The sequence below is a fragment of the Hornefia porci genome (assembly GCF_001940235.1).
Classification (GTDB): domain Bacteria; phylum Bacillota; class Clostridia; order Peptostreptococcales; family Anaerovoracaceae; genus Aminicella; species Aminicella porci.
This window is the reverse complement of record NZ_MJIE01000001.1, coordinates 1,426,782-1,452,437: the sequence shown is the minus strand read 5'-3', so window position 1 is coordinate 1,452,437 and position 25,656 is coordinate 1,426,782. Positions and strand designations below refer to the sequence as shown.

At 54.8% G+C, this 25,656-nt stretch carries 23 protein-coding genes, 1 tRNA gene and 1 other annotated feature; all 24 genes read left to right on the top strand.

Annotation, left to right across the window (positions count from 1 at the left end; all coding sequences use genetic code 11):
- Window positions 1-72 precede the first annotated feature (72 nt).
- Complete coding sequence (gene ispF, locus BHK98_RS06985; protein WP_075715048.1) at window positions 73-570, top strand: 2-C-methyl-D-erythritol 2,4-cyclodiphosphate synthase; 498 nt, start codon at window positions 73-75, stop codon at window positions 568-570.
- Between the two features lie 11 nt (window positions 571-581).
- Window positions 582-2,321: a proline--tRNA ligase gene (locus BHK98_RS06980; RefSeq protein WP_075712815.1), complete on the top strand. Its 1,740-nt coding sequence runs from the start codon at window positions 582-584 to the stop codon at window positions 2,319-2,321.
- Between the two features lie 5 nt (window positions 2,322-2,326).
- On the top strand, window positions 2,327-2,914 hold the full coding sequence (locus BHK98_RS06975) for a chromate transporter (protein ID WP_143404554.1): 588 nt from the start codon (window positions 2,327-2,329) through the stop codon (window positions 2,912-2,914).
- On the top strand, window positions 2,911-3,435 hold the full coding sequence (locus BHK98_RS06970; RefSeq protein WP_075712813.1) for a chromate transporter: 525 nt from the start codon (window positions 2,911-2,913) through the stop codon (window positions 3,433-3,435). The genes BHK98_RS06975 and BHK98_RS06970 overlap by 4 nt, the downstream gene beginning before the upstream one ends.
- Window positions 3,426-3,929: an NUDIX domain-containing protein gene (locus BHK98_RS06965; RefSeq protein WP_075712811.1), complete on the top strand. Its 504-nt coding sequence runs from the start codon at window positions 3,426-3,428 to the stop codon at window positions 3,927-3,929. Before BHK98_RS06970 ends, BHK98_RS06965 begins: the two co-directional genes overlap by 10 nt.
- Window positions 3,926-4,402: a peptidylprolyl isomerase gene (locus tag BHK98_RS06960; RefSeq protein WP_075712809.1), complete on the top strand. Its 477-nt coding sequence runs from the start codon at window positions 3,926-3,928 to the stop codon at window positions 4,400-4,402. Before BHK98_RS06965 ends, BHK98_RS06960 begins: the two co-directional genes overlap by 4 nt.
- Before the next feature lie 19 nt (window positions 4,403-4,421).
- Window positions 4,422-5,825: a cysteine--tRNA ligase gene (gene cysS / locus BHK98_RS06955; protein ID WP_075712807.1), complete on the top strand. Its 1,404-nt coding sequence runs from the start codon at window positions 4,422-4,424 to the stop codon at window positions 5,823-5,825.
- A gap of 2 nt (window positions 5,826-5,827) precedes the next feature.
- The gene (locus BHK98_RS06950) at window positions 5,828-6,223 is read left to right on the top strand and encodes a Mini-ribonuclease 3 (protein WP_075712805.1); all 396 of its coding nucleotides are present in this window, start codon (window positions 5,828-5,830) and stop codon (window positions 6,221-6,223) included.
- Window positions 6,220-7,050, top strand: coding sequence for a thymidylate synthase (thyA, locus tag BHK98_RS06945; RefSeq protein ID WP_075712803.1), 831 nt, complete (start codon window positions 6,220-6,222; stop codon window positions 7,048-7,050). The genes BHK98_RS06950 and thyA overlap by 4 nt, the downstream gene beginning before the upstream one ends.
- Window positions 7,047-7,538: a dihydrofolate reductase gene (locus BHK98_RS06940; protein WP_075712801.1), complete on the top strand. Its 492-nt coding sequence runs from the start codon at window positions 7,047-7,049 to the stop codon at window positions 7,536-7,538. Before thyA ends, BHK98_RS06940 begins: the two co-directional genes overlap by 4 nt.
- A 1-nt stretch (window position 7,539) precedes the next feature.
- Window positions 7,540-8,262, top strand: a complete 723-nt coding sequence (gene rlmB / locus BHK98_RS06935) for a 23S rRNA (guanosine(2251)-2'-O)-methyltransferase RlmB (RefSeq protein ID WP_245796842.1) — start codon at window positions 7,540-7,542, stop codon at window positions 8,260-8,262.
- Window positions 8,252-8,866 (top strand): RNA polymerase sporulation sigma factor SigH, encoded by a 615-nt coding sequence (sigH, locus tag BHK98_RS06930; protein WP_158024472.1) that lies wholly within the window; start codon window positions 8,252-8,254, stop codon window positions 8,864-8,866. Before rlmB ends, sigH begins: the two co-directional genes overlap by 11 nt.
- Window positions 8,867-8,976: 110 nt before the next feature.
- Window positions 8,977-9,053 (top strand) — tRNA-Thr (locus BHK98_RS06925).
- Window positions 9,054-9,099: 46 nt separating this feature from the next.
- Window positions 9,100-10,293, top strand: coding sequence for an elongation factor Tu (gene tuf / locus BHK98_RS06920; RefSeq protein WP_075712785.1), 1,194 nt, complete (start codon window positions 9,100-9,102; stop codon window positions 10,291-10,293).
- 285 nt (window positions 10,294-10,578) lie between these two features.
- Window positions 10,579-12,105 (top strand): LCP family protein, encoded by a 1,527-nt coding sequence (locus BHK98_RS06915; RefSeq protein WP_075712796.1) that lies wholly within the window; start codon window positions 10,579-10,581, stop codon window positions 12,103-12,105.
- Window positions 12,106-12,512: 407 nt separating this feature from the next.
- Window positions 12,513-18,128, top strand: a complete 5,616-nt coding sequence (locus BHK98_RS06910) for a hypothetical protein (RefSeq protein ID WP_075712795.1) — start codon at window positions 12,513-12,515, stop codon at window positions 18,126-18,128.
- A 220-nt stretch (window positions 18,129-18,348) separates the two neighbouring features.
- Complete coding sequence (gene rpmG / locus BHK98_RS06905) at window positions 18,349-18,498, top strand: 50S ribosomal protein L33 (RefSeq protein ID WP_075712794.1); 150 nt, start codon at window positions 18,349-18,351, stop codon at window positions 18,496-18,498.
- A gap of 12 nt (window positions 18,499-18,510) precedes the next feature.
- Window positions 18,511-18,813, top strand: a complete 303-nt coding sequence (secE, locus tag BHK98_RS13190) for a preprotein translocase subunit SecE (RefSeq protein ID WP_083628109.1) — start codon at window positions 18,511-18,513, stop codon at window positions 18,811-18,813.
- An 18-nt stretch (window positions 18,814-18,831) separates the two neighbouring features.
- Window positions 18,832-19,419 (top strand): transcription termination/antitermination protein NusG, encoded by a 588-nt coding sequence (gene nusG / locus BHK98_RS06895; RefSeq protein ID WP_083628107.1) that lies wholly within the window; start codon window positions 18,832-18,834, stop codon window positions 19,417-19,419.
- 18 nt (window positions 19,420-19,437) lie between these two features.
- Window positions 19,438-19,863, top strand: a complete 426-nt coding sequence (gene rplK, locus BHK98_RS06890) for a 50S ribosomal protein L11 (protein ID WP_075712793.1) — start codon at window positions 19,438-19,440, stop codon at window positions 19,861-19,863.
- A 67-nt stretch (window positions 19,864-19,930) separates the two neighbouring features.
- A complete protein-coding gene (gene rplA, locus BHK98_RS06885) occupies window positions 19,931-20,629 on the top strand; it encodes a 50S ribosomal protein L1 (RefSeq protein WP_075712792.1) in 699 nt (232 codons plus the stop codon).
- A gap of 9 nt (window positions 20,630-20,638) precedes the next feature.
- Window positions 20,639-20,759 (top strand) — a sequence feature (ribosomal protein L10 leader region).
- A gap of 58 nt (window positions 20,760-20,817) precedes the next feature.
- Window positions 20,818-21,327 (top strand): 50S ribosomal protein L10, encoded by a 510-nt coding sequence (rplJ, locus tag BHK98_RS06880; protein ID WP_075712791.1) that lies wholly within the window; start codon window positions 20,818-20,820, stop codon window positions 21,325-21,327.
- A gap of 52 nt (window positions 21,328-21,379) precedes the next feature.
- Window positions 21,380-21,742 (top strand): 50S ribosomal protein L7/L12, encoded by a 363-nt coding sequence (gene rplL / locus BHK98_RS06875; protein ID WP_075712790.1) that lies wholly within the window; start codon window positions 21,380-21,382, stop codon window positions 21,740-21,742.
- A gap of 233 nt (window positions 21,743-21,975) precedes the next feature.
- Window positions 21,976-25,647, top strand: coding sequence for a DNA-directed RNA polymerase subunit beta (gene rpoB, locus BHK98_RS06870; protein WP_075712789.1), 3,672 nt, complete (start codon window positions 21,976-21,978; stop codon window positions 25,645-25,647).
- Window positions 25,648-25,656: the final 9 nt, after the last annotated feature.

The window sequence follows — 25,656 nt, the reverse complement described above, 5'->3', positions numbered from 1 at the left end:
GCTGCCGGAGCACAGCGCTCCGCTCTTCGGAATGAATTGCGATGCGGCGGAAACGCAGAAATGGAGGCGCTGATGAGAATTGGAACAGGCTTTGACGTTCACGGAATCGCGGCGGACCGCAAACTGATTCTGGGAGGTGTGGAAATTCCCTGCGGATGGGGACTTGCCGGACATTCCGACGCGGATGTGCCGGTTCACGCGCTGATGGACGCCATTCTCGGGGCGGCGGCCCTGGGGGACATCGGAAAGCACTTTCCGGATACCGATCCGGAATATGAGGGTATTTCCAGTCTGAAGCTTCTGGAGCGGGTAACGGCTCTCGCGGATGCGGAGGGATATGCGCTCGGAAACGCGGACATCACCGTGATCTGCCAGCGGCCAAGGCTGGCGGATTACATTGAGGAAATGAGACGGAACATCGCATCGTCAATCGGCGTTCCGACGGATCGGATCAGCGTCAAGGCGACGACCACGGAGAAACTGGGATTCACCGGCCGGGGCGAGGGCATCGCCGCGGAGGCCGTGTGTCTCCTCGTGGAAAAGAACATAAACGACTACAAGATGTTATAACTGGAGGAAAAATGAGACTATCACAAATGCATCTCAGGACACTGCGGGAGGTTCCCAACGAGGCGGAAATTCCGAGTCACGTTCTGCTTCTGCGTTCCGGAATGATCCGGAAACAGGTGTCCGGAGTCTACGGCTTTATGAATATGGGCTGGCGCTCGGTTCGGAAAATCGAACAGATCGTCCGGGAGGAAATGGACGCCAGCGGCGCGCAGGAAATCTGCATGTCGGCGATTCAGCCGGCGGAGCTCTGGGAGGAGTCCGGGCGCTGGAATGCGTATGGACCGGAGCTGTGGAGAATTAAGGATCGCAACGGCAGAGACTTCTGCCTCGGACCGACTCATGAGGAGGTTTTTACGGATCTGATCCGCAATGACATCTCCTCCTACCGGCAGATGCCCCTGATGCTGTATCAGATTCAGACCAAATACAGGGATGAGGCGAGACCCCGTTTCGGACTGATCCGCAGCCGTGAATTTATCATGAAGGACTGCTACTCCTTCGATACGGATGCAGAGGGACTGGATCGCAGCTACGGACTGATGTACGACGCCTATACCAGAATCTTTCAGAGGTGCGGATTGGACTGTCGCCCGGTAGAGGCGGACACCGGCGCCATCGGCGGAAGCAATTCCCACGAGTTCACGGCGCTGTCCGAGATCGGCGAGAGCGAGATTGCCTACTGTGACAAATGCGGGATGGCGGCGACGACAGAGCGTGCGGCGTGCGTGGACGCGCCGGCGCAGGAAGAGACAGAGCCGCTTCCGCTGGAGAAGGTGTATACGCCGGGAACAAAGACCATTGAAGAGGTCGCAGACTATCTGAAGCTGGACACGACGCAGACCATCAAGGCGCTGCTCTTTGTCACGTACGACGGAGAAGGCAGAGAAAACGGATACACGGCTGCCTTTGTACGCGGCGACCGGGAGCTGAATATGACCAAGCTGGTCAACGCTCTGGGCATCGCAGAGCACCAGATCGAGTTCGCGGACGAGGAGAAGATGGGTGCGGCGACAGGCTGTGTCGGCGGATTCACCGGACCCATCGGACTGCATGACTGCACCGTCGTGGTGGACAGCGAGCTGCCGGGGCTGAAGAATCTCTGCGCCGGGGCCTGTGAGGAGGATCATCACTTCATCAATGTCAATTATGGAAGAGATTACACCGGAGATATCGTCACAGACCTGAAAACACTGAAGGAGGGAGATCCCTGCCCGGTCTGCGGCGCACCCGTCAGACACACGAGAGGAATCGAGGTGGGACAGATCTTCAAGCTGGGTACCAAATACTCGGAGTCCATGAACGCCAGGTACGTTGATGAGAACCAGCAGGAGAAGCCTGTTGTGATGGGCTGCTACGGAATCGGCGTGACCAGAACGCTGGCCGCGGTTGTGGAGCAGCATCATGACGAGGACGGAATCATCTGGCCGGTGAGCGTCGCGCCGTACCATGTGATCGTCACTCTGGTGAAGCCGGCGGACGAGACACAGACGGCTGTGGCGGAGCAGATTTATGCGGAGCTGCAGCAGGCCGGCGTGGAAACGCTGCTGGACGACCGCAGAGAGCGCCCCGGAGTTAAATTCAAGGACGCGGATCTGATGGGAATCCCGGTACGCATCACCGTCGGAAAGCTGGCGGGAGAAGGAAAAGTAGAGTACAAGCTGCGTCGCGAGAAGGATCGGAGAGAGCTGACCGTACAGGATGCGATTGCGGAAGCCGTCGGTCTGATTAATGCGGAGCGCAGAGGGCAGTGAAGCCGATGGAAGAAAAAGAGACCGGTGGAAGGAATATGTATCTGGAACTGTTCTGGACTTTTTTCAAGCTCGGACTGTTCACCATCGGCGGAGGTATGGCGATGATTCCGCTGATGCAGGGCATCATTGTGGATCAGAAGCACTGGATGAATGAGGAGGAGATCGTGGACTGCATCGCGGTGAGTCAGGGTCTCCCCGGCGTAATCGCCATCAATATGGCGACATATATCGGGCATTACAAGAAAGGAATCCCCGGAGCGCTGGTGGCGACATTCGGCGTAGTTCTCCCCAGCTTCTGCATCATCATCGCGGTCGTGGAGTTTCTGCACGGCGTCGGTGACAGCCGGTATATCAGCGGAGCGCTTGCCGGAATCAAGGCGGCGGCCACAGGTCTGATCGCGTATTCGGCGTACAAGGTGGGACGGCAGGTTCTGAAGAGCGCCTTTGCCTGGATACTCGCCGCCGGGTCCTTTGCTGCGATCGCCTGCTTCGGCTTCAACGCCGTATACGCCATCCTCGCGGGGATTGCTCTGGGCCTGATCGGCGAGGCGGTGAAGACACGGAAGAGCGGAAAGGCAGGTGGAGGGAAATGATTTACCTGAAGCTGTTCTGCGTGTTCGCCCGTATAGGGCTGTTCGGCTTCGGCGGAGGCATGGCCATGCTCCCGATGATCTATCAGGGCGCGAAGGAGTTTCAGCTGATGGACGCCGGGGAATTTTCCAACCTGGTGGCTATCTCGCAGGTGACGCCGGGACCACTGGCGATTAACGCGGCGACGTATGTGGGCTACAACTGCGCAGGCGTTCCGGGGGCGCTGGTGGCGACCTTCGCGACGGCGCTGCCGTCCTTCATTCTGGTCATCATATGCTGCTGCTTTATCAGTAAATTTAAGGAGAGCCGGGCCGTCGAGGGCGCGTTTACCGGGATCCGTCCCGTGACTGTGGGCCTGATCGGCGCAGCGGTGATCTTCATGGGACAGACTGCGTTCACATCTCTGGCGCCGGTGCCGATTATCATCGGAATCGCCAGCGTCGTGCTGGTGGGGAAGCTGAAGATCAGCCCCGTAATCATCGTGCTGGGAGCCGGCGTGATAGGAGCGTTTTTATGTGGGTAGGCGGAGTACGAGTACTGATTGTCAATGAGAACAACGAACTTCTGATGCTCAGACAGCATCACGAGGATAAGGATATCTGGATGGTGCCGGGAGGCGCTATTGAAGATGGTGAGAATTCCATTCAGGCGGCGGTTCGCGAGGTGAAGGAGGAGACGCATCTGGACATCCGGATCACCGGAGTCGCCTGGCATGTAGAGGAAGTATCACCTCAGCGCGGACAGCGCTTTGTCAACTATATGATCGGAGAAATCATCGGCGGAGAGCTGGAACTGGGCTGGGATCCGGAACTTCCGGAAACCCGTCAGATTCTTCGGGAGGTCCGGTTCATGAGCCGGGAGGAAATCGGGACGCTGGAGCACCTGTATCCGCGGTTCCTTAACGACGAGGTCTGGGATGTCCTTGAGGAGGACGTGGACGGCCGTGCGTATTACAAACTGAGAGAGCCTTACGATCCGAAGGGATATATGAAGGACAAGAAAGGAAGAGAAGTATGAAGACAGTAACGATTGAAATGGAAAACGGCGGAGTCATGAAGGGCGAGCTGTATGACGATATTGCGCCCATTACAGTGGAGAACTTCGAGAAGCTGGCAGGCGACGGATTTTACGACGGGCTGACGTTTCACCGCGTCATTCCGGGATTCATGATCCAGGGAGGCTGTCCCAACGGCAACGGCACCGGAGGACCCGGACACACCATCAAGGGCGAGTTCGCATCCAACGGCGTCAAAAATGATCTGAAGCACACCACCGGCGTCCTGTCCATGGCCAGAACGATGGATCCCGATTCTGCGGGCTCCCAGTTCTTCATCATGGTTGCGGACGCGCCTCATCTGGACGGCGAGTACGCGGCTTTCGGGAAGATCCTGGAGGGCATGGAGATCGCACAGGAGATCGCGAAGGCAGAGCGGGACTATATGGACAAGCCGGTAGACCCCATCGTGATTAAGACAATTACGGTAGAATAATTTTCCGGGAGTGAAACAAATGAAGGTATACAACACATTAACGAGAAGAAAAGAGGAACTGGTTCCCATTCGCGAGGGCGAGATTTCCATGTACGTCTGCGGCCCCACCGTATACAATTTCTTCCACATCGGAAACGCCCGTCCGCTGGTGGTCTTCGACACCATGCGGAAATATCTGGAATACCGGGGCTACAAAGTAAAGTACGTGCAGAACTTCACCGACGTGGATGACAAAATCATCAACCGCGCCCGTGAAGAGGGCTGCACCGCGCCGGAAATCGCGGAGAAATATATCCGGGAATACTTCACGGACACGAAGGCGCTGAACGTCCGGAAGGCGGATGCCCACCCCAGAGTTTCCGAACACATCCCCGACATCATCAGCTTCATCCAGACGCTGATCGACAGAGGATACGCCTACGAGGCGGACGGAGACGTCTATTTCTCGACGAGGAAGTTCCCGGAGTACGGGAAGCTGTCCGGACAGAACATTGACGATCTGGAATCCGGGGCCAGAATCGCCGTCGGCGAGGTCAAGAAGGATCCGCTGGATTTTGCTTTGTGGAAGGCGCAGAAGCAGGATGATGAGATTGCCTGGGAATCTCCCTGGGGCATGGGCCGCCCGGGCTGGCACATCGAGTGCTCCGCCATGGCGAAGAAACACCTGGGAGATACCATCGACATCCACGCGGGCGGACAGGACCTCCAGTTCCCTCATCACGAGAACGAGATCGCCCAGTCGGAGTGCTGCAACGGCGCGCCGTTCGCGCACTACTGGATGCACAATGCGTATATCACGATGGACCGTCAGAAGATGTCCAAATCCAAAGGGAATTTCTTCACGGTCAGAGATATCCGCAAGGAGTACAGCGGCGAGGAAATTCGTTTCTTCCTGCTCTCCGGTCAGTACAGGAGCCCCATTGACTTCAGCGAGGAGCTGATGAAACAGGCGAGGGCGAGCCTGGAGCGCATGCGCAACTGCAAGGAAAACCTGATCTTCCTTCGCGAAAACGGCAGCGCGGGAGAAATGACGCCGGAGGAGAAGAAGACCGCGGAGGGCTTTGACGAATACCGGCAGAAGTTCATCCGGGCCATGGATGACGATCTGAACACCGCAGACGGCATCAGCGCTGTATTCGAGCTGATTACCGCCATCAACACGCAGATCGCCGGCGGCGCCACCGTCGCCTTTGCCGGAAAAGCGCTGGAAACGCTGATGGAATTCTGTGACATTCTGGGACTTCTTCAGGAGGAAGAGGACGAGAGCGTCGATCCGGAGATTCAGAAGCTGGTGGATGAACGGCAGGCGGCCAGGAAGGCGAAGGATTTCGCCAGGGCGGACGCAATCCGTGATGAGCTGAAGGCCCGCGGCATCACGCTGAAGGACACCCCTCAGGGCGTGCAGATCATCCGGGAGTCATGAGGATGGAAGTCGATTCTAAACTGAGCAATACGACGGCGCTGGCCTACATAGGCGACGCCGTCTATGAATTATATGTCCGGGAATACGTGATGGAGCGCGGCGGCGTCCGGGTGGACCGGATCAACCGCATGGCGATATCCTTTGTGAAAGCAGACGCCCAGGCTCTGGCTGCCCGCGGTCTGATGGAGGATTTTCTGACGGAGGAGGAACTGCGGCTGCTGAAGCGTGCCCGCAACCATACCAGAACGTCGAAGCCGCGGGGCTCCACCCCCATCGACTACAAGCTGGCGACGGGTCTTGAGGCGCTGGTGGGATATCTGTATCTGTCCGGGAACAAAGAACGGTGCGACGAGGTCATCGCGCGGGCCATCCGTCTCATCGAGGAAGGAAGAGAATGAGTTACGCAGACAAAGTGTTCGTGCAGAACATAAACGATATTCTGGAGCACGGCGTTTCCGACCGGGATCTGGATGTCCGTCCCCACTGGGCGGACGGCACCCCGGCGCACACCATCGCTCTGTTCGGCCTGGTGAACCGCTATGATCTGAGCCGCGAGTTTCCGATCATCACGCTGCGCCGCACCTACTGGAAAAGTGCCTGGGATGAGATTTCCTGGATCTGGCAGAAGAAATCCAGCAACATCCGTGACCTGTCCGGCCATGTCTGGGACGAATGGGCAGATGAGAACGGCTCCATCGGCAAGGCTTACGGCTATCAGATGGGGGTGAAGCACCATTATCCGGAGGGGGATATGGATCAGGTAGACCGGGTGATCTGGAGCCTGAAGAACGACCCGGGCTCCCGGCGCATCCTGACGAACATGTACAATCATCATGATCTGTCGGAGATGGCGCTGTATCCCTGCGCCTATTCCATGACCTTCACGGTGATCGGAAACCGTCTGAACGCTGTGCTCAACCAGCGCTCCCAGGATATGCTCACCGCCAACAACTGGAATGTGGTGCAGTACGCGCTGATCGTCTATGCGATGGCGTCCGCTTACGGATTCCGCCCGGGAGAGCTGGTTCACGTGATCGCCAACGCCCACATCTATGACCGGCACGTGGAGATCGTCCGGGAAATGACAGCCGGCAGGCAGCATGAGGCGCCGAAGCTGTGGATCGATCCGGAAGTGAAGGATTTCTATGAGTTCAGCCGGGACAGCTTCCGTCTGGACGGCTATGAATATGAGGATTTCCGTCACGAAATCGAGGTGGCGATATGAACATGATTCTTGCCGCGGACAGGAACTGGGGCATAGGCAACAAAGGACAGCTGTTATGTCATCTGTCCGGAGATCTGAAATATTTCAAGCAGACTACGCTGGGGCATACGGTGATCATGGGCAGAGCGACGCTGGAGAGCCTTCCGGGGAAACGGGGACTGCCGGGGCGGCGCAACATCGTGCTCACCACCCGGCGGGATTTCACGGCAGATCGGGTGGATACGGTGTGCCATAATCTGGACGAGCTCCGGGCGGCAGCAAAGGATGATCCGGACGCCTTTGTCATCGGCGGCGCGGACGTCTACGCGCAGCTTCTGCCCTGGTGTGATACGGTTTATATCACAAAGATCGACGCGGAATTCCCGGCGGACCGCCGGTTCCGGAACCTGGACATGGACCCCGCGTTTCAGATCACCCGGCAGAGCGGGGAAATGGAGGAAAACGGGATTCGGTACCGTTTCGTAAAATATGAAAGAAAAAAAGACTGATATGATTATCGGCCGCAATCCGGTCGCGGAGGCGCTGAAGAGCGGCAGAGAGATGGAACGCGTTCTGATTCAGAAGGGAGCCGGAGGCTCGGTGGGCAGGATTTTGTCCCTGGCAAAGGAGCGGGGCGTAATCATCCGATATGAAGAGAAGGAGTTTCTGGACAAAAAAGCCGGGGGCGGGCGGCATCAGGGCGTGATTGCCTTTGTGTCCGCGCACGAATACGCCGGCGTGGAGGATATGCTGGCGCTGGCGGAGCAACGGGGTGAACCGCCCTTCCTGATTGTTCTGGACGAGCTGGAGGACCCCCACAATCTGGGCGCGGTGATGCGGACGGCGGAATGTGCCGGGGCTCACGGAGTGATTATCTCCCGGAGGCGGGCCGGCGGACTGACGGAAACGGTTGCCAGAACCTCTGCGGGGGCTGTGGAATATCTGCCCTGCGCGCGGGTGACCAATATTCCCCGGACGCTGGAGGAGCTGAAGAAGAAAGGGATCTGGGTCTACGCCTGCGATATGGACGGCGAGACGTACTGGAAGCAGGACCTGACGGGTCCGGTGGCGCTGGTCATCGGCAGCGAGGGACGCGGTATCAGCCGGCTGGTCAGGGAGAAGTGCGACTTTGCGGTTTCGATTCCCATGGTGGGGAAAATCACCTCCCTGAACGCGTCCAATGCAGCGGCGGTTTTAATGTATGAGGTCAGGAAACAGAGAGATGGAAAATGATCTGAACATTCTGCGGGACGAGGAGCTGGTGCAGATGGCGCACGAGGGAAGCCGCACCGCAGAGGAATATCTGATACAGAAGTATAAGGCGCTTGCCCGGAACAAGGCGAAGAGCTATTTCATCGCGGGCGGCGACAATGAGGATGTGATTCAGGAGGGAATGATCGGACTCTTCAAGGCGATCCGGGATTACGACGGAGCCGGCGGAGCGTCCTTTCGGACGTTTGCCGACATGTGTGTCACGCGGCAGATCCTGTCCGCGATTGAAGGTGCGAACCGCAAGAAACATCAGATTCTGAACGATGCGCTGTCTCTGAACGACCGGGAGCCGGCGGATGACGAAGATGGTGCGCCGCTCATCGACCGGATTGCGGCGGCGGAGGACATGGACCCGGAAAAGGTTGCGCTGGCGTCCGACCTGGTGGAGCGCCTGGAGGCGGACGGCGTGCATGTGTTCAGCCCTCTGGAGAACAAAGTCTGGACGGCGCTGCTGCAGGGACTTTCCTACCGGGAGATCGCGGAGCGGCTGGGAAAAACGCCGAAGTCCATCGACAATGCGATTCAGCGGATAAAGAAGAAACTCAGCGCGTATCTGCGGGGGTGATTTCCGGAGCCGGCGTGACGCTGAATTTTAACGGGATTTTCGCGGGAATTTTAACATAAAATGAATTGACAACCGGCGAAAAATATAGTACGATTTAAATGTTGCGACAGGCTGTTGTAGCTCAGTTGGTAGAGCGCATCCTTGGTAAGGATGAGGTTCGGCAGTTCGAATCTGCTCAACAGCTCCAATTTTTGTAAATAGAGAAATTATTGTTATGTAAAAGGAGTAAGGAAATGGCAAAACAGAAATATGAGAGAACCAAGCCGCATATCAATATCGGAACCATCGGCCATGTAGACCACGGAAAAACTACTCTGACGGCTGCGATCACCAAGGTGCTGCATCAGAGATACAGCCTGGGTGAGGACGTAGAGTTCGATCAGATTGACAAGGCGCCGGAAGAGAAGGAAAGAGGAATCACCATCTCCTCCGCACACGTTGAATATGAGACCCCGAACAGACACTACGCGCACGTAGACTGCCCGGGACACGCGGACTATGTAAAGAACATGATCACCGGAGCTGCGCAGATGGACGGAGCGATCCTGGTTGTCGCCGCGACGGACGGACCGATGCCGCAGACCAGAGAGCACATCCTGCTGTCGAGACAGGTAGGCGTTCCTTACATCATCGTATTCCTGAACAAATGTGACATGGTAGACGATGAGGAGCTGCTGGACCTGGTGGAGATGGAAGTCAGAGAGCTGCTGAGCGAGTACGACTTCCCGGGCGACGACACGCCGATCATCAGAGGATCCGCGCTGAAGGCGCTGGAGGATCCCGCAGGAGAGTGGGGAGACAAGATCGTCGAGCTGATGGAAGCGGTAGACAGCTACATTCCTGAGCCGAAGAGAGACAACGACAAGCCGTTCCTGATGCCGGTAGAGGACGTATTCTCCATCACCGGACGCGGAACCGTAGCGACCGGAAGAGTCGAGAGAGGCGTGCTGAAGGTCGGAGACGAGGTGGAAATCGTCGGACTGTCTGATGAGAAGAGAAAGGTAGTCGTCACAGGCGTAGAGATGTTCCGTAAGATTCTGGACGAGGCAGAGACGGGAGACAACATCGGAGCGCTGCTGAGAGGCGTACAGAGAAACGAAATCGAAAGAGGACAGGTACTGGCTGCACCGGGAAGCATTCACCCGCACACACAGTTCAAGGGTCAGGTATACGTGCTGAAGAAGGAAGAGGGCGGACGTCATACGCCGTTCTTCAACGGATACAGACCGCAGTTCTACTTCAGAACAACGGACGTAACGGGCGACCTGAAGCTGCCGGAAGGAACAGAGATGTGCATGCCGGGAGATAACGTTGTGATGGAGATCAAGCTGATCACGCCGATCGCTATCGAGGAAGGACTGAGATTCGCGATCAGAGAAGGCGGAAGAACCGTAGGATCCGGCGTTGTAACCGAAATCATCGAGTAATCGGACAGCGAAAGGAAAGTCGGGGCCGTTCGGCCGGGCTTCAGAGAACCGATTAAACGGGAAATACAATCAGAATATAATCAGAAGACGCTCAAACGGGCGTCTTTTGTTATGTCTCATTGACACCGGGGGATCATCATAGTAGAATAGACCAGTATAATGAAACGCAGACACCGGAGAAACCGGCGCGGCCGAAGCCGCCGCGGAGTCTGTGAATGAAAAGACAGGTACCTCTGGACGCATGACGCCCGGATGTATGAAATCTGTTGGAAATGGTGATCTGATATGTGGAATAGACGTAATAAAACGAATAGTGCAGAGCGGTCTCCAGGTGCGGAAACCGGCGCGGAAACCGAACGGAAGGAGTCCCGGGGGCGGATATACCTGAACCGATTCAGCAAGGTCTGGTCGGTGCTGTACAGCCTGATGCTTGCGGGTTTTGTCGGAATGATTCTTCGTCTGGATATGCTGCCGGCGAATCTTTTGTATAAGGTTCTGGCAGTACTCGCTGCGCTGAGTCTTCTTATCTTCCCGATGCTGTACTTTAAAAACATACACCGGAGCCGGAAAATCGTTGCTCTGGTTTTGTCGGTGGCACTGATGGGCGGGTACGCTTACGGAATGGTTAATCTTAACGACACTTCCAGCTTTTTCAAAGAAGTCACCGATGTCGGCAATCAGACAGAGGATTTCTATCTTATCGTGAAGAAAAGCAGCTCATATGAAAAGCTGAAGGATCTGGACGGCAAAACTGCAGGAACGTATTTCACGACGGAAAGCAATTATTCCAGTGCAAAAAACAAGCTGGCAAGCAGTATAAACATTACCTATAAGATTATCAAGACACTGTCCAAACTGGACGACGGGCTGCTGCAGGGCGACTACGAATCGGTCTTTGTCAGCGCGGCACAGTATAAAACTATGTGTGAGAAGGTCAGCAATTTCAAGTCGAAGACGCGTATCATCTATACGATTCGTATCGACGTTTCGCAGAAGGATCTGTCGAAGAAGGTGGACGTCACGCAGAACTCCTTCAATATTTACGTCAGCGGCTTGGACACCAGCGGCAGTATCAGGGAAATGTCCCGCTCCGATGTCAATATGATTGTCACTGTGAATCCCAGGACGCATGTGGTTCTTCTGACTTCCATTCCCCGGGATTATGAAATCCAGCTTCCGTCCTACGACAATGCGACGGACAAACTGACCCATACGGGGATTTACGGAATTCAGGAAACCATCGGTGCGGTGGAGAAACTGACAGGCATCGATATGAACTATTATGTCAAGGTGAATTACAGCACAGTCCGCAGATTCGTGGACGCCATCGGCGGTATCGATGTCTATTCGGATTATGCGTTCACGACGCACGGCATGGCGGTGCAGTATACTTTCCGGAAGGGAAAGAATCATCTGGACGGCAAGAAGGCACTGGCCTTTGCCAGGGAGCGGAAATCTTTTGAGGATGGGGACGTTCAGAGGAACAGAGACCAGGCGAAGGTTATGTCGGCGATTATCAGCAAATGTACGTCGAGCACAACGATTCTCTCCCGCTATTCCACGATCCTGAATTCCTGTAAGCAGTATATGGAGATTAACATGGAGGCCTCTCAGATCAAGCAGCTCGTGAAGATGCAGGTCAACGGCGGCTACAAATGGAAAATCAAGAAGCAGAACGTGAACGGCACCAGTGTCCTGGAAACCTGCTATTCTTCCGGCGATTATCAGGTCTACGTCATGCAGCCCGACGAGGATGATGTGACCAACGCTACGGACAAAATTATCGGCGTTATGGACGGAACTATCAGGTAACGGCTGGGAACTGTTCAGTAACGGCTGTAATCCACACCGACGGAGCCGGCGGCGTGCAGCATACTGCCGACCGGGAATTATCCAGTAACGGCTGCAGTATGCGGCGACACAAAACACAATAATGAAATTTCCCGAAGCGAGTACCGCGTCAGAATGAAAACTGGTGCGGTACTTTTTACGGCTGCCGTGGCAGACGAAAATGTGTCTACTGCGGCAGTTTTTTTGTTTGTTGTCCGTACATGGTGAAAGTTTACCGACTACTGATGAGTCTTGCAGGAAAATGCAGAATTGAATTGAAATTCATTCCGAAATGTGCTATACTAGCGCCGTGAATGTAACGACTGCGATTCTTTATTTTATCTGGTGAGCCGGAGATACGGCTTGCCTGAGTTTATGGGAGGGAACAGATGAAAATCAGAAGCAAATCTTTTGCTCTGCTGCTTTCGCTGGCAATGTTCTTCGCATACATGCCGGCGTTTGCTTTTGCGGACGATACGCCGTCCGGCGAGAGTAGCGAAAGCGGAGCCGCCGTCGCCCAGATCGGGGACGTGAAGTATGCGACATTGAAGGAAGCGGCGGCTGCCGCGTCAGGAAAATCGGTAACCATCGAACTTCTGACGGACACCGCGCTGGACGAGACGACACATACAGCCACGGAGGGATACGAGGTTCGTTTCCCGGCGGACGTGGACAGCGTAACCATCAACGGAAACGGTCATTCTATTACACTGGCAGGTGCGCCGGAGGGCTATTCCTGGCCCAACCAGGCGGGGAATTCGCCGGCTGGATTCACCTTTGCAGGCATCGACCCTAACGATTCTGCGCCTGCTGGAAAGTCCTTCACATTCAACAAAGTACACTTTGTCAACAAAAAAGACGCGTCTAAAGTAAGCACGGGAGCAAACCGCTCGACGAAGTATATTTATGCCCGCGGAGAGAAGGATGAGTTCAACAACTGCATCTTTGACGGCGGCGTCGTGGTTTACGGAAACGCAGAATTCAACGGGTGTACATTGAACGGAAGCGCCGATGACGACATGTATGCGCTGTTTGTTGATCATCAGTACGGGGGCGGAAACTATACATACAGTCTGAAGGATTGTAAAATCTCGGCTCCTGAAACAGCGTACGGTTGTGTGAAGGTTGCGGCAGATGAGGGTGCGACCGTAGACGTGGCGATGAAGAGTTGCGTGATTGACAGCAAGACGAAAAACAAACCGGCTGTTTACGTCAACAAGGCCACTAACCTGACCGTTACCGGGAGTGGCACTTCGATCAGCACTCCCGCAGGCATCGATGCGATCGGTGTCAAAGCAGGAACCGGAAAAATAGCAGTCAGAGCAGGAACATTCACATCGAAAATACCGGACGAGTATCTGCCCGAGGGCGTTTCGCAGGAAGCGAAGAGCGACGGAACCTACGGGGTTCTGGACGATGCAGATGCAGTCGTTGCAGTAGGAACAAAGAAATTTGCTTCGCTGGCGGAAGCAGTCGCCGCAGCGAAGGACGGAGATACCATCACTCTGCTGAAGGACGCAGAGGGCAGCGGCGTCGCAATCATGGCGAAGGATGCGAAGAAACTGACCTTTGACTTCGGCGGACATACTTACACCTTTAACGGAACAGGCGTAGGAAGCCCGGGATATGAAACTCAGGCTATGCACTTCGAAAAGGGCTCGACCATTACCCTGAAGAACGGAACGCTGAAGGTTGAGCGCTTTAACATGGGAATCCAGAACTATGCGGATCTGACCCTGCAGGACTTCAACGTGGATTCGTCCATGAACGATAAGTGCCTTTATGCGCTGAGTTGCAACAACGGCGATATCAAGATCCTGGGAAGCTCAAGTCTCAAGGCGGCGGAAGGAAAGAACGCCTTCGATGTCTGTGTGACCACGAACTATCCGGACGGCGCACGGGTCACCGTGGATACCACCGGTGAGATTGTCGGAAACGTACAGTATGACGTATGGAAAGGAATCCCGGAGAATAACAAGACCGGTTTGACTATCAAGAACGGTAAATTCAACGGCAAATTCGATATCGAGGCCGCTTTGAAGGATGCCGCAAAAGAGAAATTCAGCATTTCAGGCGGAACATTCACAGATTCAGCTGCAGAAAATTACGTGTCAGAAGGTTTCTTCCTGACAAAGAATGAGAACGGAACCTACGGGGTTCTGGACGATGCAGATGCAGTCGCTGCAGTAGGCACAAAGAAATTCGTTTCGCTGCCGGAGGCAGTCGCAGCAGCGAAGGACGGTGACACCATCACTCTGCTGAAGGATGCAGAAGGAAACGGGGTCAAACTCATAGAGAAAGAAGCGAAGAAGCTGACCTTCGACTTCGGCGGTCATACCTATGCGATGAACGGTAAAGCCGTAGGAAGCACCGGTTATGAGAGTCAGGCCATGCACTTCGAAAAGGGATCGACCATTACCCTGAAGAACGGGACATTGAAGGTTGTCGGCGGAAAGATGGGAGTCCAGAATTACGCCAATCTGACTCTGCAGGACTTCAACGTAGATTCCTCGATGAATAAAGTTTGCGAATATGCCTTGAGCTGCAACAACGGCGATATCAAGATACTGGGCAGCTCGAGCATCAAGGCTGCGGAAGGACAGAACGCGTTCGACGTCTGCGTGACAACGAACTATCCTGACGGCGCACGAGTCACCGTGGATACTACCGGAGAGATTGTCGGAAACATCGAGTATGACGTATGGGACGGAATCCCGGAGACCAACAAGACCGGACTGACCATCAAGAACGGAAAATTCGACGGCAAGTTCAATATCGAAGACGCCCTGAAAGACGCCGCGAAAGAGAAATTCAGTATTTCCGGCGGAACCTTTACGGACACTGCAGCCGCAAAATATGTGGCAGACGGCTTCTTCCTGACGAAGAACGAAGAAGGAACTTATTCTCTGAAGGATGATGCAAACGTAATCGCATCCGTAGGAGAGATGAAGTATGAGTCGCTGCCTGAAGCAGTTGCGGCGGCGAAAGACGGAGACACCATCACCCTGCTGAAAGATGCGGAAGGAAACGGCGTCAAACTCCTGGCGAAGGATGCGAAGAAACTGACATTCGACTTTGACGGACACACTTATACGATGAACGGCCGGGCCGTGGGAAGCACCGGCTATGAGAGCCAGGCCATGCATTTCGAGAAAGGCGCGACCATCATCCTGAAGAACGGAACGCTGAAAGTTGCCGGCGGAAAGATGGGAATCCAGAACTACGCGAACCTGACGTTGCAGGACTTCAATGTGGATTCGTCCATGAACGACAAATGCAGCTATGCACTGAGCTGCAACAACGGCGACATCAAAATTCTGGGCAGCTCGAGCATCAAGGCTGCGGAAGGACAGAACGCGTTCGACGTCTGCGTGACAACGAACTATCCGGACGGCGCACGAGCCACCGTGGATACTACCGGAGAGATCGTCGGAAACATTCAGTATGATGTATGGGGTGGAATTCCGGAGACCAACAAGACCGGACTGACCATCAAGAACGGTAAGTTCAACGGCAAATTTGATGTCGAAGACGCACTGAAGGACGCCGCGAAAGAGAAATTCAGTATTTCCGGCGGAACCTTCTCGGAAGAAGTTCCGGAAGCTTATCTTGCGGATGGTTTCTCCTGCATCGAAAGCGCAGATGGAACCTACGGGGTTGTTACGTCCGGAGATGCGGTCAGGACGCTGAAGGAAGAAAAAGCCAAGGCAGAGGCGGATGCGAAAGCTGCTCAGGAGGCACTGGCAAAATCAAATGCTGATCTGAAGGCTGCTCAGGATGAACTTGCGAAGGCAAAGACAGAGACAGCTGATGCAAAGGCAGAGACCGAACAGGCGAAGAAAGACCTTGCAGAGGCACAGAAGGCTAAGCAGGAGGCAGACGCCAGAGCAGAAGCTGCCGAAAATGACAAGAACGCAAGCGAAGCCGAAAAAGCAGCGGCCATCGCTGCAAAAGAGAAAGCCGAGCAGGCAGAGCAGGCTGCCAAGGTAGATCTGGCAAAAGCACAGGCTGCCCAGAAAGCAGCTGAGACGAAACAGGCAGAAGCCGAAGCAAAGGCTTCAAAGGCAGAGGCCGACAAGACTGCGGCAGAAGCTGCCAAAGCGACAGCAGAGGCAGAGCGGGATGTTGCAGTTTCGAAGCAGAAAGCAGCAGAGGATAAGTCCGCAGAAGCTCAGGCAGATCTGCTCAAGGCGCAGAGTGCCCTCAAGGATGCACAGGATGCACAGAAGGCTGCGGAAGATAAGGCGGACGCCGCACAGGCAGAACTGAACACAGCCAAGGAAGACCTGTCGAAGGCGAAGCAGGAACTTGCGACGCTGACCGAGAAACTCGACAACGCGGAAAAGGCGCAGAAGGATGCCGAAGAAGCCAAAGCAGCTGCAGAAAAGGCGCAGAAAGATGCCGAGATACAGCGAGATGCAGCGAAGACGGAAGCATCTGACGCAAAGGCAGAAACCGAACAGGCGAAGAAAGACCTTGCAGAGGCACAGAAGGCTAAGCAGGAGGCAGACGCCAGAGCGGAAGGTGCCGAAAATGACAAGAACACAAGCGAAGCCGAGAAAGCAGCGGCTATCGCTGCAAAAGAAAAGGCAGAGAAGGAAGCGCTGGACGCAAAGGCAGATCTGGCAAAAGCCCAGGCAGCCCAGGCTGTAGCGGAGGCTAAGCAGAAGGAAGCTGAAGAGAAGACTGCAAAGGCAGAAGCCGACAAGGCTGCGGCAGAAGCTGCCAAAGCGACAGCAGAGGCAGAGCGGGATGCTGCGATAGCGAAGCAGCAGGCTGCCGAGGACAAGTCTGCAGAAGCTCAGGAAAATCTGAACAAGGCGCTGGATGCGCTGAAGAACGCTCAGGACGCACAGAAAGCTGCTGAAGATAAGGCGGACGCCGCACAGACAGAACTGAACACGACCAAAGAAGACCTGTCAAAGGCGAAGCAGGACCTTGCAACGCTGACCGAGAAACTCACCAATGCGGAAAAGGCGCAGCAGGCGGCAGAAAAGGCAAAGGCTGACGCAGAGAAGGCACGGCAGGACGCCGAGGCTCAGATTGCTGCAGCTAAGAAGGAGGCCGCTGACGCAAAGGCAGAAACCGAACAGGCGAAGAAGGATCTTGCAGAGGCACAGAAGGCTAAGCAGGATGCAGATACCGCAGCGCAGAAAGCCATAAACGACAAAACATTGAGCGACCAGGAGAAGAATGTTGCCATAGGCGAAGCAAAAGCAGCAAAAGAAAACCTGCAAAAGGCATTAGGCGACCTGGAAGCCGCTAAACTTGCACAGGGAATTGCTGAAGGCAAGATAGAATCCTATGAAGCGAAAGTGAAACAGGCAGAGGCAGATGAGGAAACAGCTAAAGGAAAGCTTTTGACTGCACAGGCGGCTCTGAATACGGCGCTGGACGAAAAAGCGGAGGCCGAGAGGCTTCTGGGTGAGGCCAACGACAAATTAAGCGCTGCTGAAACCGCACGTCAAAAAGCGGAGGAGGATCTTAAAACAGCGAATGAATCGCTGAAGACACTTCAGGCACAGCTGGATGCTGCGAAAGCAAAGGCAGATGACTCCGATAAGCAGCTGAAGGAGACGCAGGCTTCACTGGAAGCTGCGAAGAAGGAACTGGACGAGGCGAAGAAGGCGAACGCTGCAAATGAAGAGCGGATCCGCCAGCTGGAAGCGGAGCTTGCCGCTGAGAAGGCAAAGAACGCAGCGAAGCCCGCGGCTCCGGCGAAGAGCTCAATCAGCAAGCTGACCGCCGGCAAGAAGAAAATCACAGCAAAGTGGAAGAAGGTAACCGGAATCAAGGGATACCAGCTGCAGTACAGCACTTCGAAGAGCTTCAGCAAGAAGTCGACGAAGAGCAAGACTATTAAGTCGTACAAGACAACGAAGATGACGATTTCCAAGCTTAAGGCGAAGAAATACTATTATGTACGCGTCCGTACATATAAGACGGTAGACGGCAAAACGGTATACTCCGGCTGGTCCGCATCCAAGAAAGCAAAAACCAAATAATACCATCTTACATTTTACAGAGAGCGCCGCGCCTGAAAACGCGGCGCTCTCGCGATGAAACGCATAACTGCGATTCGGAGCAGTGGTTTGTGCATCAATTCGGAACAGGGGTTGACATTGACAGTGCTTTGTTGTACACTTATTAAGCGACTTTATGTGAAAAAATATTACAGAGCTGAGAATGCAGCTCTGATTTTGGGTTAGAAAACGGAGGACTAACATGAGAGTGAAGGTAACGTTGGCCTGCACAGAGTGCAAGCAGAGAAACTACAATACGATGAAGAACAAGAAGAACGATCCGGATCGTATTGAGCTGAAGAAATACTGCCCGTTCTGCAGAAAATCTACTGTCCACAAAGAGACGAAGTAAGGAGCGTCTGCAATGTCGAACAAGAAACCGAAGGTGAAGAAGGCCGTAACGACGGAAAGCGTAAAAGCTGACCGCGCGCGGCGGGCCGCACAGGCCGCCAATCAGAGAAAAGACAGGGACAAGATCACCAGCCGCGAGTACTGGAAGGGCGTCAGGACTGAGATGAGCAAGGTCGTCTGGCCGACGAGGAAAGAGCTGGGCGCGTTCACCGTGGTGGTCATCTGCACCTGCGCCGTGTTTGCGCTGGGCTTCTGGGCAGTCGATTCCGGCTTCCTGGCGATTCTGAAGGCGATCCTGGGCGTTACCTTGAGCTAAGGATAGAAGGGTACAATAATGTCAGATTCTGAAAACAAAAGCACCATGAATATCTTTTCGCCTCTGGAGGGCGAGGGGATCCGGGGTGACGGCCAGGCCAAGTGGTATGTGGTGCATACCTACTCCGGGCATGAGAACAAAGTAAAAGTCAATATTGAAAAGATGGTCGAGAACCGGGGGATGCAGGATTTGATTCTGGACATCGTCGTACCTACCGAAGACAGAGTAGAAGTCAAGGATGGACAGAGAAAAATCAAGACGAGGAAAATGTTTCCCGGATACGTCATCATCAAGATGGTCGTAACCAATGAATCCTGGTATCTCGTCAGAAATACACAAGGCGTGACAGGCTTTGTGGGACACGGCTCCGAGCCGATTCCCCTTACGCCGGAGGAAGTCGCGCGCATGGGTATTGAAAAGGTCAATATCGACCTGGATGTCAATGCCGGCGATACAGTACGTGTGATCAGCGGACCCTTTGAGAGTCTGATGGGTGAGGTTCTGGAGGTCAATCCGGACAAGCAGGTGCTGACCGTCAAGGTGTCGATGTTCGGTCGGGACACCCCGGTTGAACTGGAGTTCAGCCAGGTGGATAAATTAAATTAGAGGAAAGGAGGAGCCAGAATGGCAAAGAAGGTCGAAGGCTATATTAAACTTCAGATTCCCGCGGGCGGAGCTACTCCAGCGCCACCGGTAGGACCTGCGCTTGGTCAGCACGGAGTCAACATCATGGACTTCTGCAAGCAGTTCAACGCGAAGACACAGGATCAGCCGGGCATGATCATTCCGGTCGTCATCACGGTTTATGCGGACAGATCGTTCTCATTTATCACAAAGACGCCGCCGGCAGCTGTTTTGTTAAAGAAAGCGGCAGGCCTGGACAAAGCGTCCGGAGAGCCGAACAAGACAAAGGTAGCGACCCTGTCGAATGCGCAGATTGAAGAGATCGCGAAGATCAAGATGCCGGATCTCAATGCGGGAAGCCTGGAAGCGGCGACGTCGATGATCCGGGGCACCGCGAGAAGCATGGGCATCGTAGTAGAGGATTAGTGTTTTGTGGGAGAAGAGACGCCTGACAGCAGGGCGGAGCTTCGCATGTACCACGAGGAGGTTTTAAATGGCTAAAAAAGGAAAGAATTACAAGGCCTCACTTGAGAAGTTTGACAAAGCGAAACTTCACGAGGTTGACGAGGCAATGAAGCTCGTCACGGAGACTTCTAAAGCGAAGTTCGACGAGACGATTGAAGCTCACATCAGACTGGGCGTAGACGGAAGACACGCGGATCAGCAGGTTCGCGGCGCGATCGTTCTGCCGAACGGAACCGGAAAAGACGTCCGGGTTCTGGTATTCGCCAAGGGTCCGAAGGCTGAAGAGGCTGAGGCGGCCGGTGCGGATTATGTCGGCGCGGAAGAACTGGCGCAGAAGATCCAGAACGAGAACTGGTTCGATTTCGACGTCGTCGTCGCGACCCCGGATATGATGGGAGTCGTAGGAAGACTCGGAAGAGTGCTGGGACCGAAAGGCCTGATGCCGAATCCCAAGTCCGGCACGGTTACGATGGATCTGACAAAGGCTCTGGCAGAGATCAAAGCCGGTAAAGTCGAGTATCGTCTGGACAAGCAGAACATCGTGCACACGGTCATCGGGAAAGCATCCTTTGGTCCGGAAAAGCTGGAGGAGAACTTCAGAGTTCTCATCGACGCCATCATCAAGGCGAAGCCGTCCGCAGCCAAGGGCCAGTACCTGAAGAGCGTTGTCATCACGTCCACGATGGGCCCCGGAATCAAAGTGAATCCGGCAGTTCTCGGACAGTAGGACAGAAAACTGAATTTGAAATTAACACCGTAGACAGCGGGGGCCTGGGGCTTAATTATCCCGCCGAGGTACAATATAAAGAATATTGACCTTGTCTCGTGTCTGCGAGGCAGGGTTGTCTTTTTATAGAGTACCGGACCATCCGTGAATCAGGAGCCGGAGCGCACTGATTCCAGAAAGGAGAACTAATGTCTGAAGAAGCCAAAAAGCAGAAACAGATTGTCATCGATGAAATCAGAGAAAAGCTGGACGGCGCGCAGTCAGCAGTCATCATCGACTACATGGGAACGACTGTTGCAGAGGCTGACGCCATGAGAAAAATGATGCGCGAAGCGGATGTGGATTACACCGTTTACAAAAATACTCTGATGAAGAGAGCCGTGGAAGGCACAGATTTTGAAAAGCTGGCTGAGGTGATGCAGGGACCGAGTGCGATCGCGATCAGCAAGACGGACGCCACGGCGCCCGCGCGGATCCTGAAGAAGGCCATCGACGATTTCAAGAAGATGGAATTCAAGGCCGGCGTCGTAGAAGGCACCTTCTATGACAAAGAAGGAATCGAGCAGATCGCGAGCATTCCGTCCAGGGAAGAGCTCATCGCCAAGTTCATGGGCAGCATCCAGTCGCCGGTCGGCAAATTTGTCAGAACGCTGGCCGCTATCGCGGACGCGAAGCCGGCAGAGGCAGATGCTGAATAATCGACATCGCATACAAAACGCATGTTAAATATGAATGTAAAGGAGAAAAATAATGGATAAGGATCAGATCATTGAAGCGATAAAGAACATGTCAGTTCTCGAGCTGAACGAACTCGTTAAAGCGTGTGAAGAAGAATTCGGCGTTTCCGCTGCGGCTCCGGTCGCGGTTGCCGGTGCGGCAGCAGGCGGCGCTGCGGAAGAGCAGACGGAATTCACCGTTGCTCTGACGGAAGTCGGCGGAGAGAAGATCAAGGTAATCAAGGCGGTCAGAGAGATCACCGGCCTGGGTCTGAAGGAAGCGAAGGCTCTGGTAGACGGAGCTCCGGCAAACGTCAAGGAAGGTGTCGAGAAGGCAGAGGCCGACGAGATCAAGGCGAAGCTGGAAGAGGTCGGCGCTACTGTCGAGGTAAAATAAGAGATTTTTCTCCCGCGCTACCGCCGCGGAAAAATCCGGACAGTATACAGGAGACGCCGCGCGAAGCATCATTCCCGATGCCCGTGCGGCGTCTTTTTCACACTCCGGGGTATGTAAAATTTCCGACATTTTTCTGTTATTTTTTGTTATGCTATTGACCGTTTGACGAATGTGCAGTATAATATTAGACTGCCATGCGAATGTAATGAAGTAGGAAATAAGGAGTGATAGGAATGCCAAAACCAATCCAAGTTGGTAGAAAAGAACGTATGTCTTTCGGTAAAATCAATGAGGTAGGCAAGATGCCGAACCTGATTGATATCCAGACGAGTTCTTACGACTGGTTCATCAGGGAAGGTCTCCGGGAGGTCTTTGAGGACATCTCGCCGATTAAGGACTACGCCGGCAACCTGAGCCTGGAGTTCATCGATTATTCTCTGAACGATCCTCCGAAGTATGAACAGGAGGAGTGCAAGGAGAGAGATGTGACGTACGCAGCTCCGCTTAAGGTCAAGGTACGTCTGGTCAATCGCGAAACCGGTGAGGTCAAGGAGCAGGAAGTGTTCATGGGCGACTTCCCGCTGATGACCGAAAAGGGTACGTTCATCTACAACGGCGCCGAACGGGTCATCGTTACGCAGCTGGTACGTTCCCCGGGACCGTATTACTCGGTGGAGACGGACAAGTCCGGAACGAAGCTGTATTCGTCCCAGATTATCCCGAACCGCGGAGCCTGGATCGAGTACGAGACGGATTCAAACGAGGTCATCTCGGTCCGTGTCGACCGTACCAGAAAACAGCCGATGACCACACTTCTGCGCGCACTTGGAATGGGCAGCAACGAGGAAATTCTCGACACATTCGGTGCGGATCCGAGGCTGATGAAAACCCTGGAAAAGGACACGACCACCGATTACGAGAGCGGACTCAAAGAAATCTACAAGAAACTGAGACCTGGCGAACCGCCTACCGTGGACAGCGCCAAGTCACTTTTGAATTCTTTGTTCTATGACCCCAAAAGATATGACCTTTCTCATGTGGGAAGGTATAAATACAACAAGAAGCTCGGCCTGTCCAACCGTCTTGTTGACGTTGTCGCGTCAGTGGACGTCGTCAGCGACACCGGCGAGATCCTCGCGGAAAAAGGGCAGAGAATCACCCGCGAGATGGGAAAAGCCATCGAAAACGCGGGAGTTCTGTATGTGATGGCATATGCCCGGACCGACGAGACCAGCGAGACGAAGATCATCGGAAACCAGTTTGTCGACCTGTCGGCGCATGTGGACGTCGATGCGAAGGCGCTGAAGCTGCCGGAGAAGGTCTATTATCCGGTTCTCAAGGAGATCCTGGAGCAGGGACTGTCCGGAAAGGATCTGGAGAAGGAGCTGGTCAGACGGAAGGATGAGCTTTCGCCGAAGCACATCATCATGCCGGACATCATCGCATCCATCAGTTACATTCTGAACCTGAATTACGGAATCGGAAATGTGGACGATATCGACCATCTGGGCAACCGCCGTCTGCGAACGGTGGGAGAACTGCTGCAGAATCAGTTCCGTATCGGCCTCGCCAGGATGGAGCGTGTGGTGAAGGAGCGCATGACCATTCAGGATATGGAGGTATCAACGCCGCAGGCGCTGATGAACATCCGCCCGGTCACGGCGGCGATTAAGGAGTTCTTCGGAAGCTCTCAGCTGTCGCAGTTTATGGACCAGAACAATCCGCTGGCAGAGCTGACACACAAAAGAAGGCTTTCCGCGCTGGGGCCCGGAGGCCTGTCCAGAGAGAGAGCAGGCTTCGAGGTCAGAGATATTCACCAGTCTCATTACGGCAGAATGTGCCCGATTGAGACGCCGGAAGGTCCGAACATCGGTCTGATCGGCTCACTGACAACGTATGGAATCATCAACGAGTACGGATTCATCGAGACGCCGTACCGTATTGTGGATAAAGAAAAAGGAATCGTAACCGACGAGATCCGCTATTTCGCGGCGGATGAGGAAGAGCTCCTGATCATCGCGCAGGCCAACGAGCCGCTGGATGAGGAAGGTCACTTTGTCAACGAAAAGGTCGCGGCCAGGGGCATCGGCGGAGAAATCGCCATGTTCCCGCGGGAAGAGGCGGATCTGATGGACGTCTCTCCGAAGCAGGTTGTTTCCGTCGCCACAGCGATGATCCCGTTCCTGGAGAACGATGACGCGAACCGTGCGCTGATGGGATCCAACATGCAGCGGCAGGCGGTGCCTCTCCTCGTGACAGAGGCGCCGATCGTCGGTACCGGTATTGAATACAAAGCGGCCAGAGACTCCGGCGTCGTTATCCTGGCGAAAAGCGCAGGAACCGTCGAGTTCGTCGATGCGGACCATATCCGTGTACGGCGGGACGACGACAACGGCCTGGATGAATACAAGCTGCTGAAGTTCAAGAGATCCAACCAGGGAACCTGCATCAACCAGCGGCCCATCGTTTCCCACGGCGAGCACGTGGAGGCGGGCGAGGTCATCGCGGACGGCCCGTCCACAGATCTGGGCGAAATCGCGCTGGGCAAGAACCTGCTGATCGGCTTCATGACCTGGGAGGGTTACAACTATGAGGACGCGATAATCCTTAACGAGAAGCTGATCATGAACGACGTTCTGACGTCCCTTCATATCGTGGAATACGAATCCGACGCCAGAGACACCAAGCTGGGACCGGAGGAAATTACCCGCGATATTCCGAATGTCGGCGACGACGCGCTGAGAGACCTGGACGAAGAGGGGATCATCCGCGTCGGAGCTGAGGTAAGCTCCACCGATATTCTGGTCGGTAAGGTCACTCCGAAGGGCGAGAACGACTTGAGCGCGGAGGAGCGCCTTCTGCGGGCGATCTTCGGCGAGAAGGCCAGAGAGGTGAGAGATACCTCACTGCGGGTGCCTCACGGCGAGCAGGGAATTGTCGTGGAGGTCCGCGTGTTCTCGAGAGAGAACGGCGACGAGCTCCCGCCGGGCGTGACCAAGCTGGTGCGCTGCTATATCGCGACAAAGAGAAAGATCCAGGTCGGCGACAAGATGGCCGGACGCCACGGGAATAAAGGCGTTATCTCCCGGATTCTTCCGGAGGAGGATATGCCGTTCATGGAGAACGGACAGGCGCTGCAGGTCATGCTGAACCCTCTGGGCGTACCTTCCCGAATGAACGTCGGACAGGTTCTGGAGGTTCATCTGGGACTGGCGGCCAAGAAGAAGGGCTGGTACATCTCCACCCCGGTATTCGACGGCGCGACGGAGAAGGATATCCGGGAGCTCCTGGTGGACTGCGGCTATTCCGAAACCGGAAAGCTGATGCTCCGGGACGGCCGTACCGGTGAATTCTTCGACAAACCGGTCACCGTCGGATACATGTACATGCTGAAGCTGCATCACCTGGTTGACGACAAGATCCACGCCAGAAGCACGGGACCGTACTCCCTTGTCACGCAGCAGCCTCTGGGCGGGAAGGCCCAGTTCGGCGGCCAGCGTTTCGGAGAGATGGAGGTCTGGGCGCTGGAGGCTTACGGCGCCGCGTACACACTGCAGGAAATCCTGACGGTCAAGTCAGACGACATCGTCGGGCGCGTCAAGACATATGAAGCCATCGTCAAGGGCGAGAACATCCAGGAGCCGGGAATTCCGGAGTCCTTCAAGGTTCTGATTAAGGAGCTGCAGTCCCTGGCGCTGGATATCCGCGTGCTGTCGGAGGACGATCGGGAGATCGAGCTGAAGGAGATGTCGGATTACGAAGGAAACGATTCCATCGACGGGATCATGAATATGAAATCGGAGCTGGAAAGTGAGGACAAGCTGTTCGGAAGCGGATTCACGGAAGCTTCTTCTGATAATGAGAACGCTGCGCCGGAAATGCCTGCCGGCGATGACGAAATGTAGGAAAGGGGA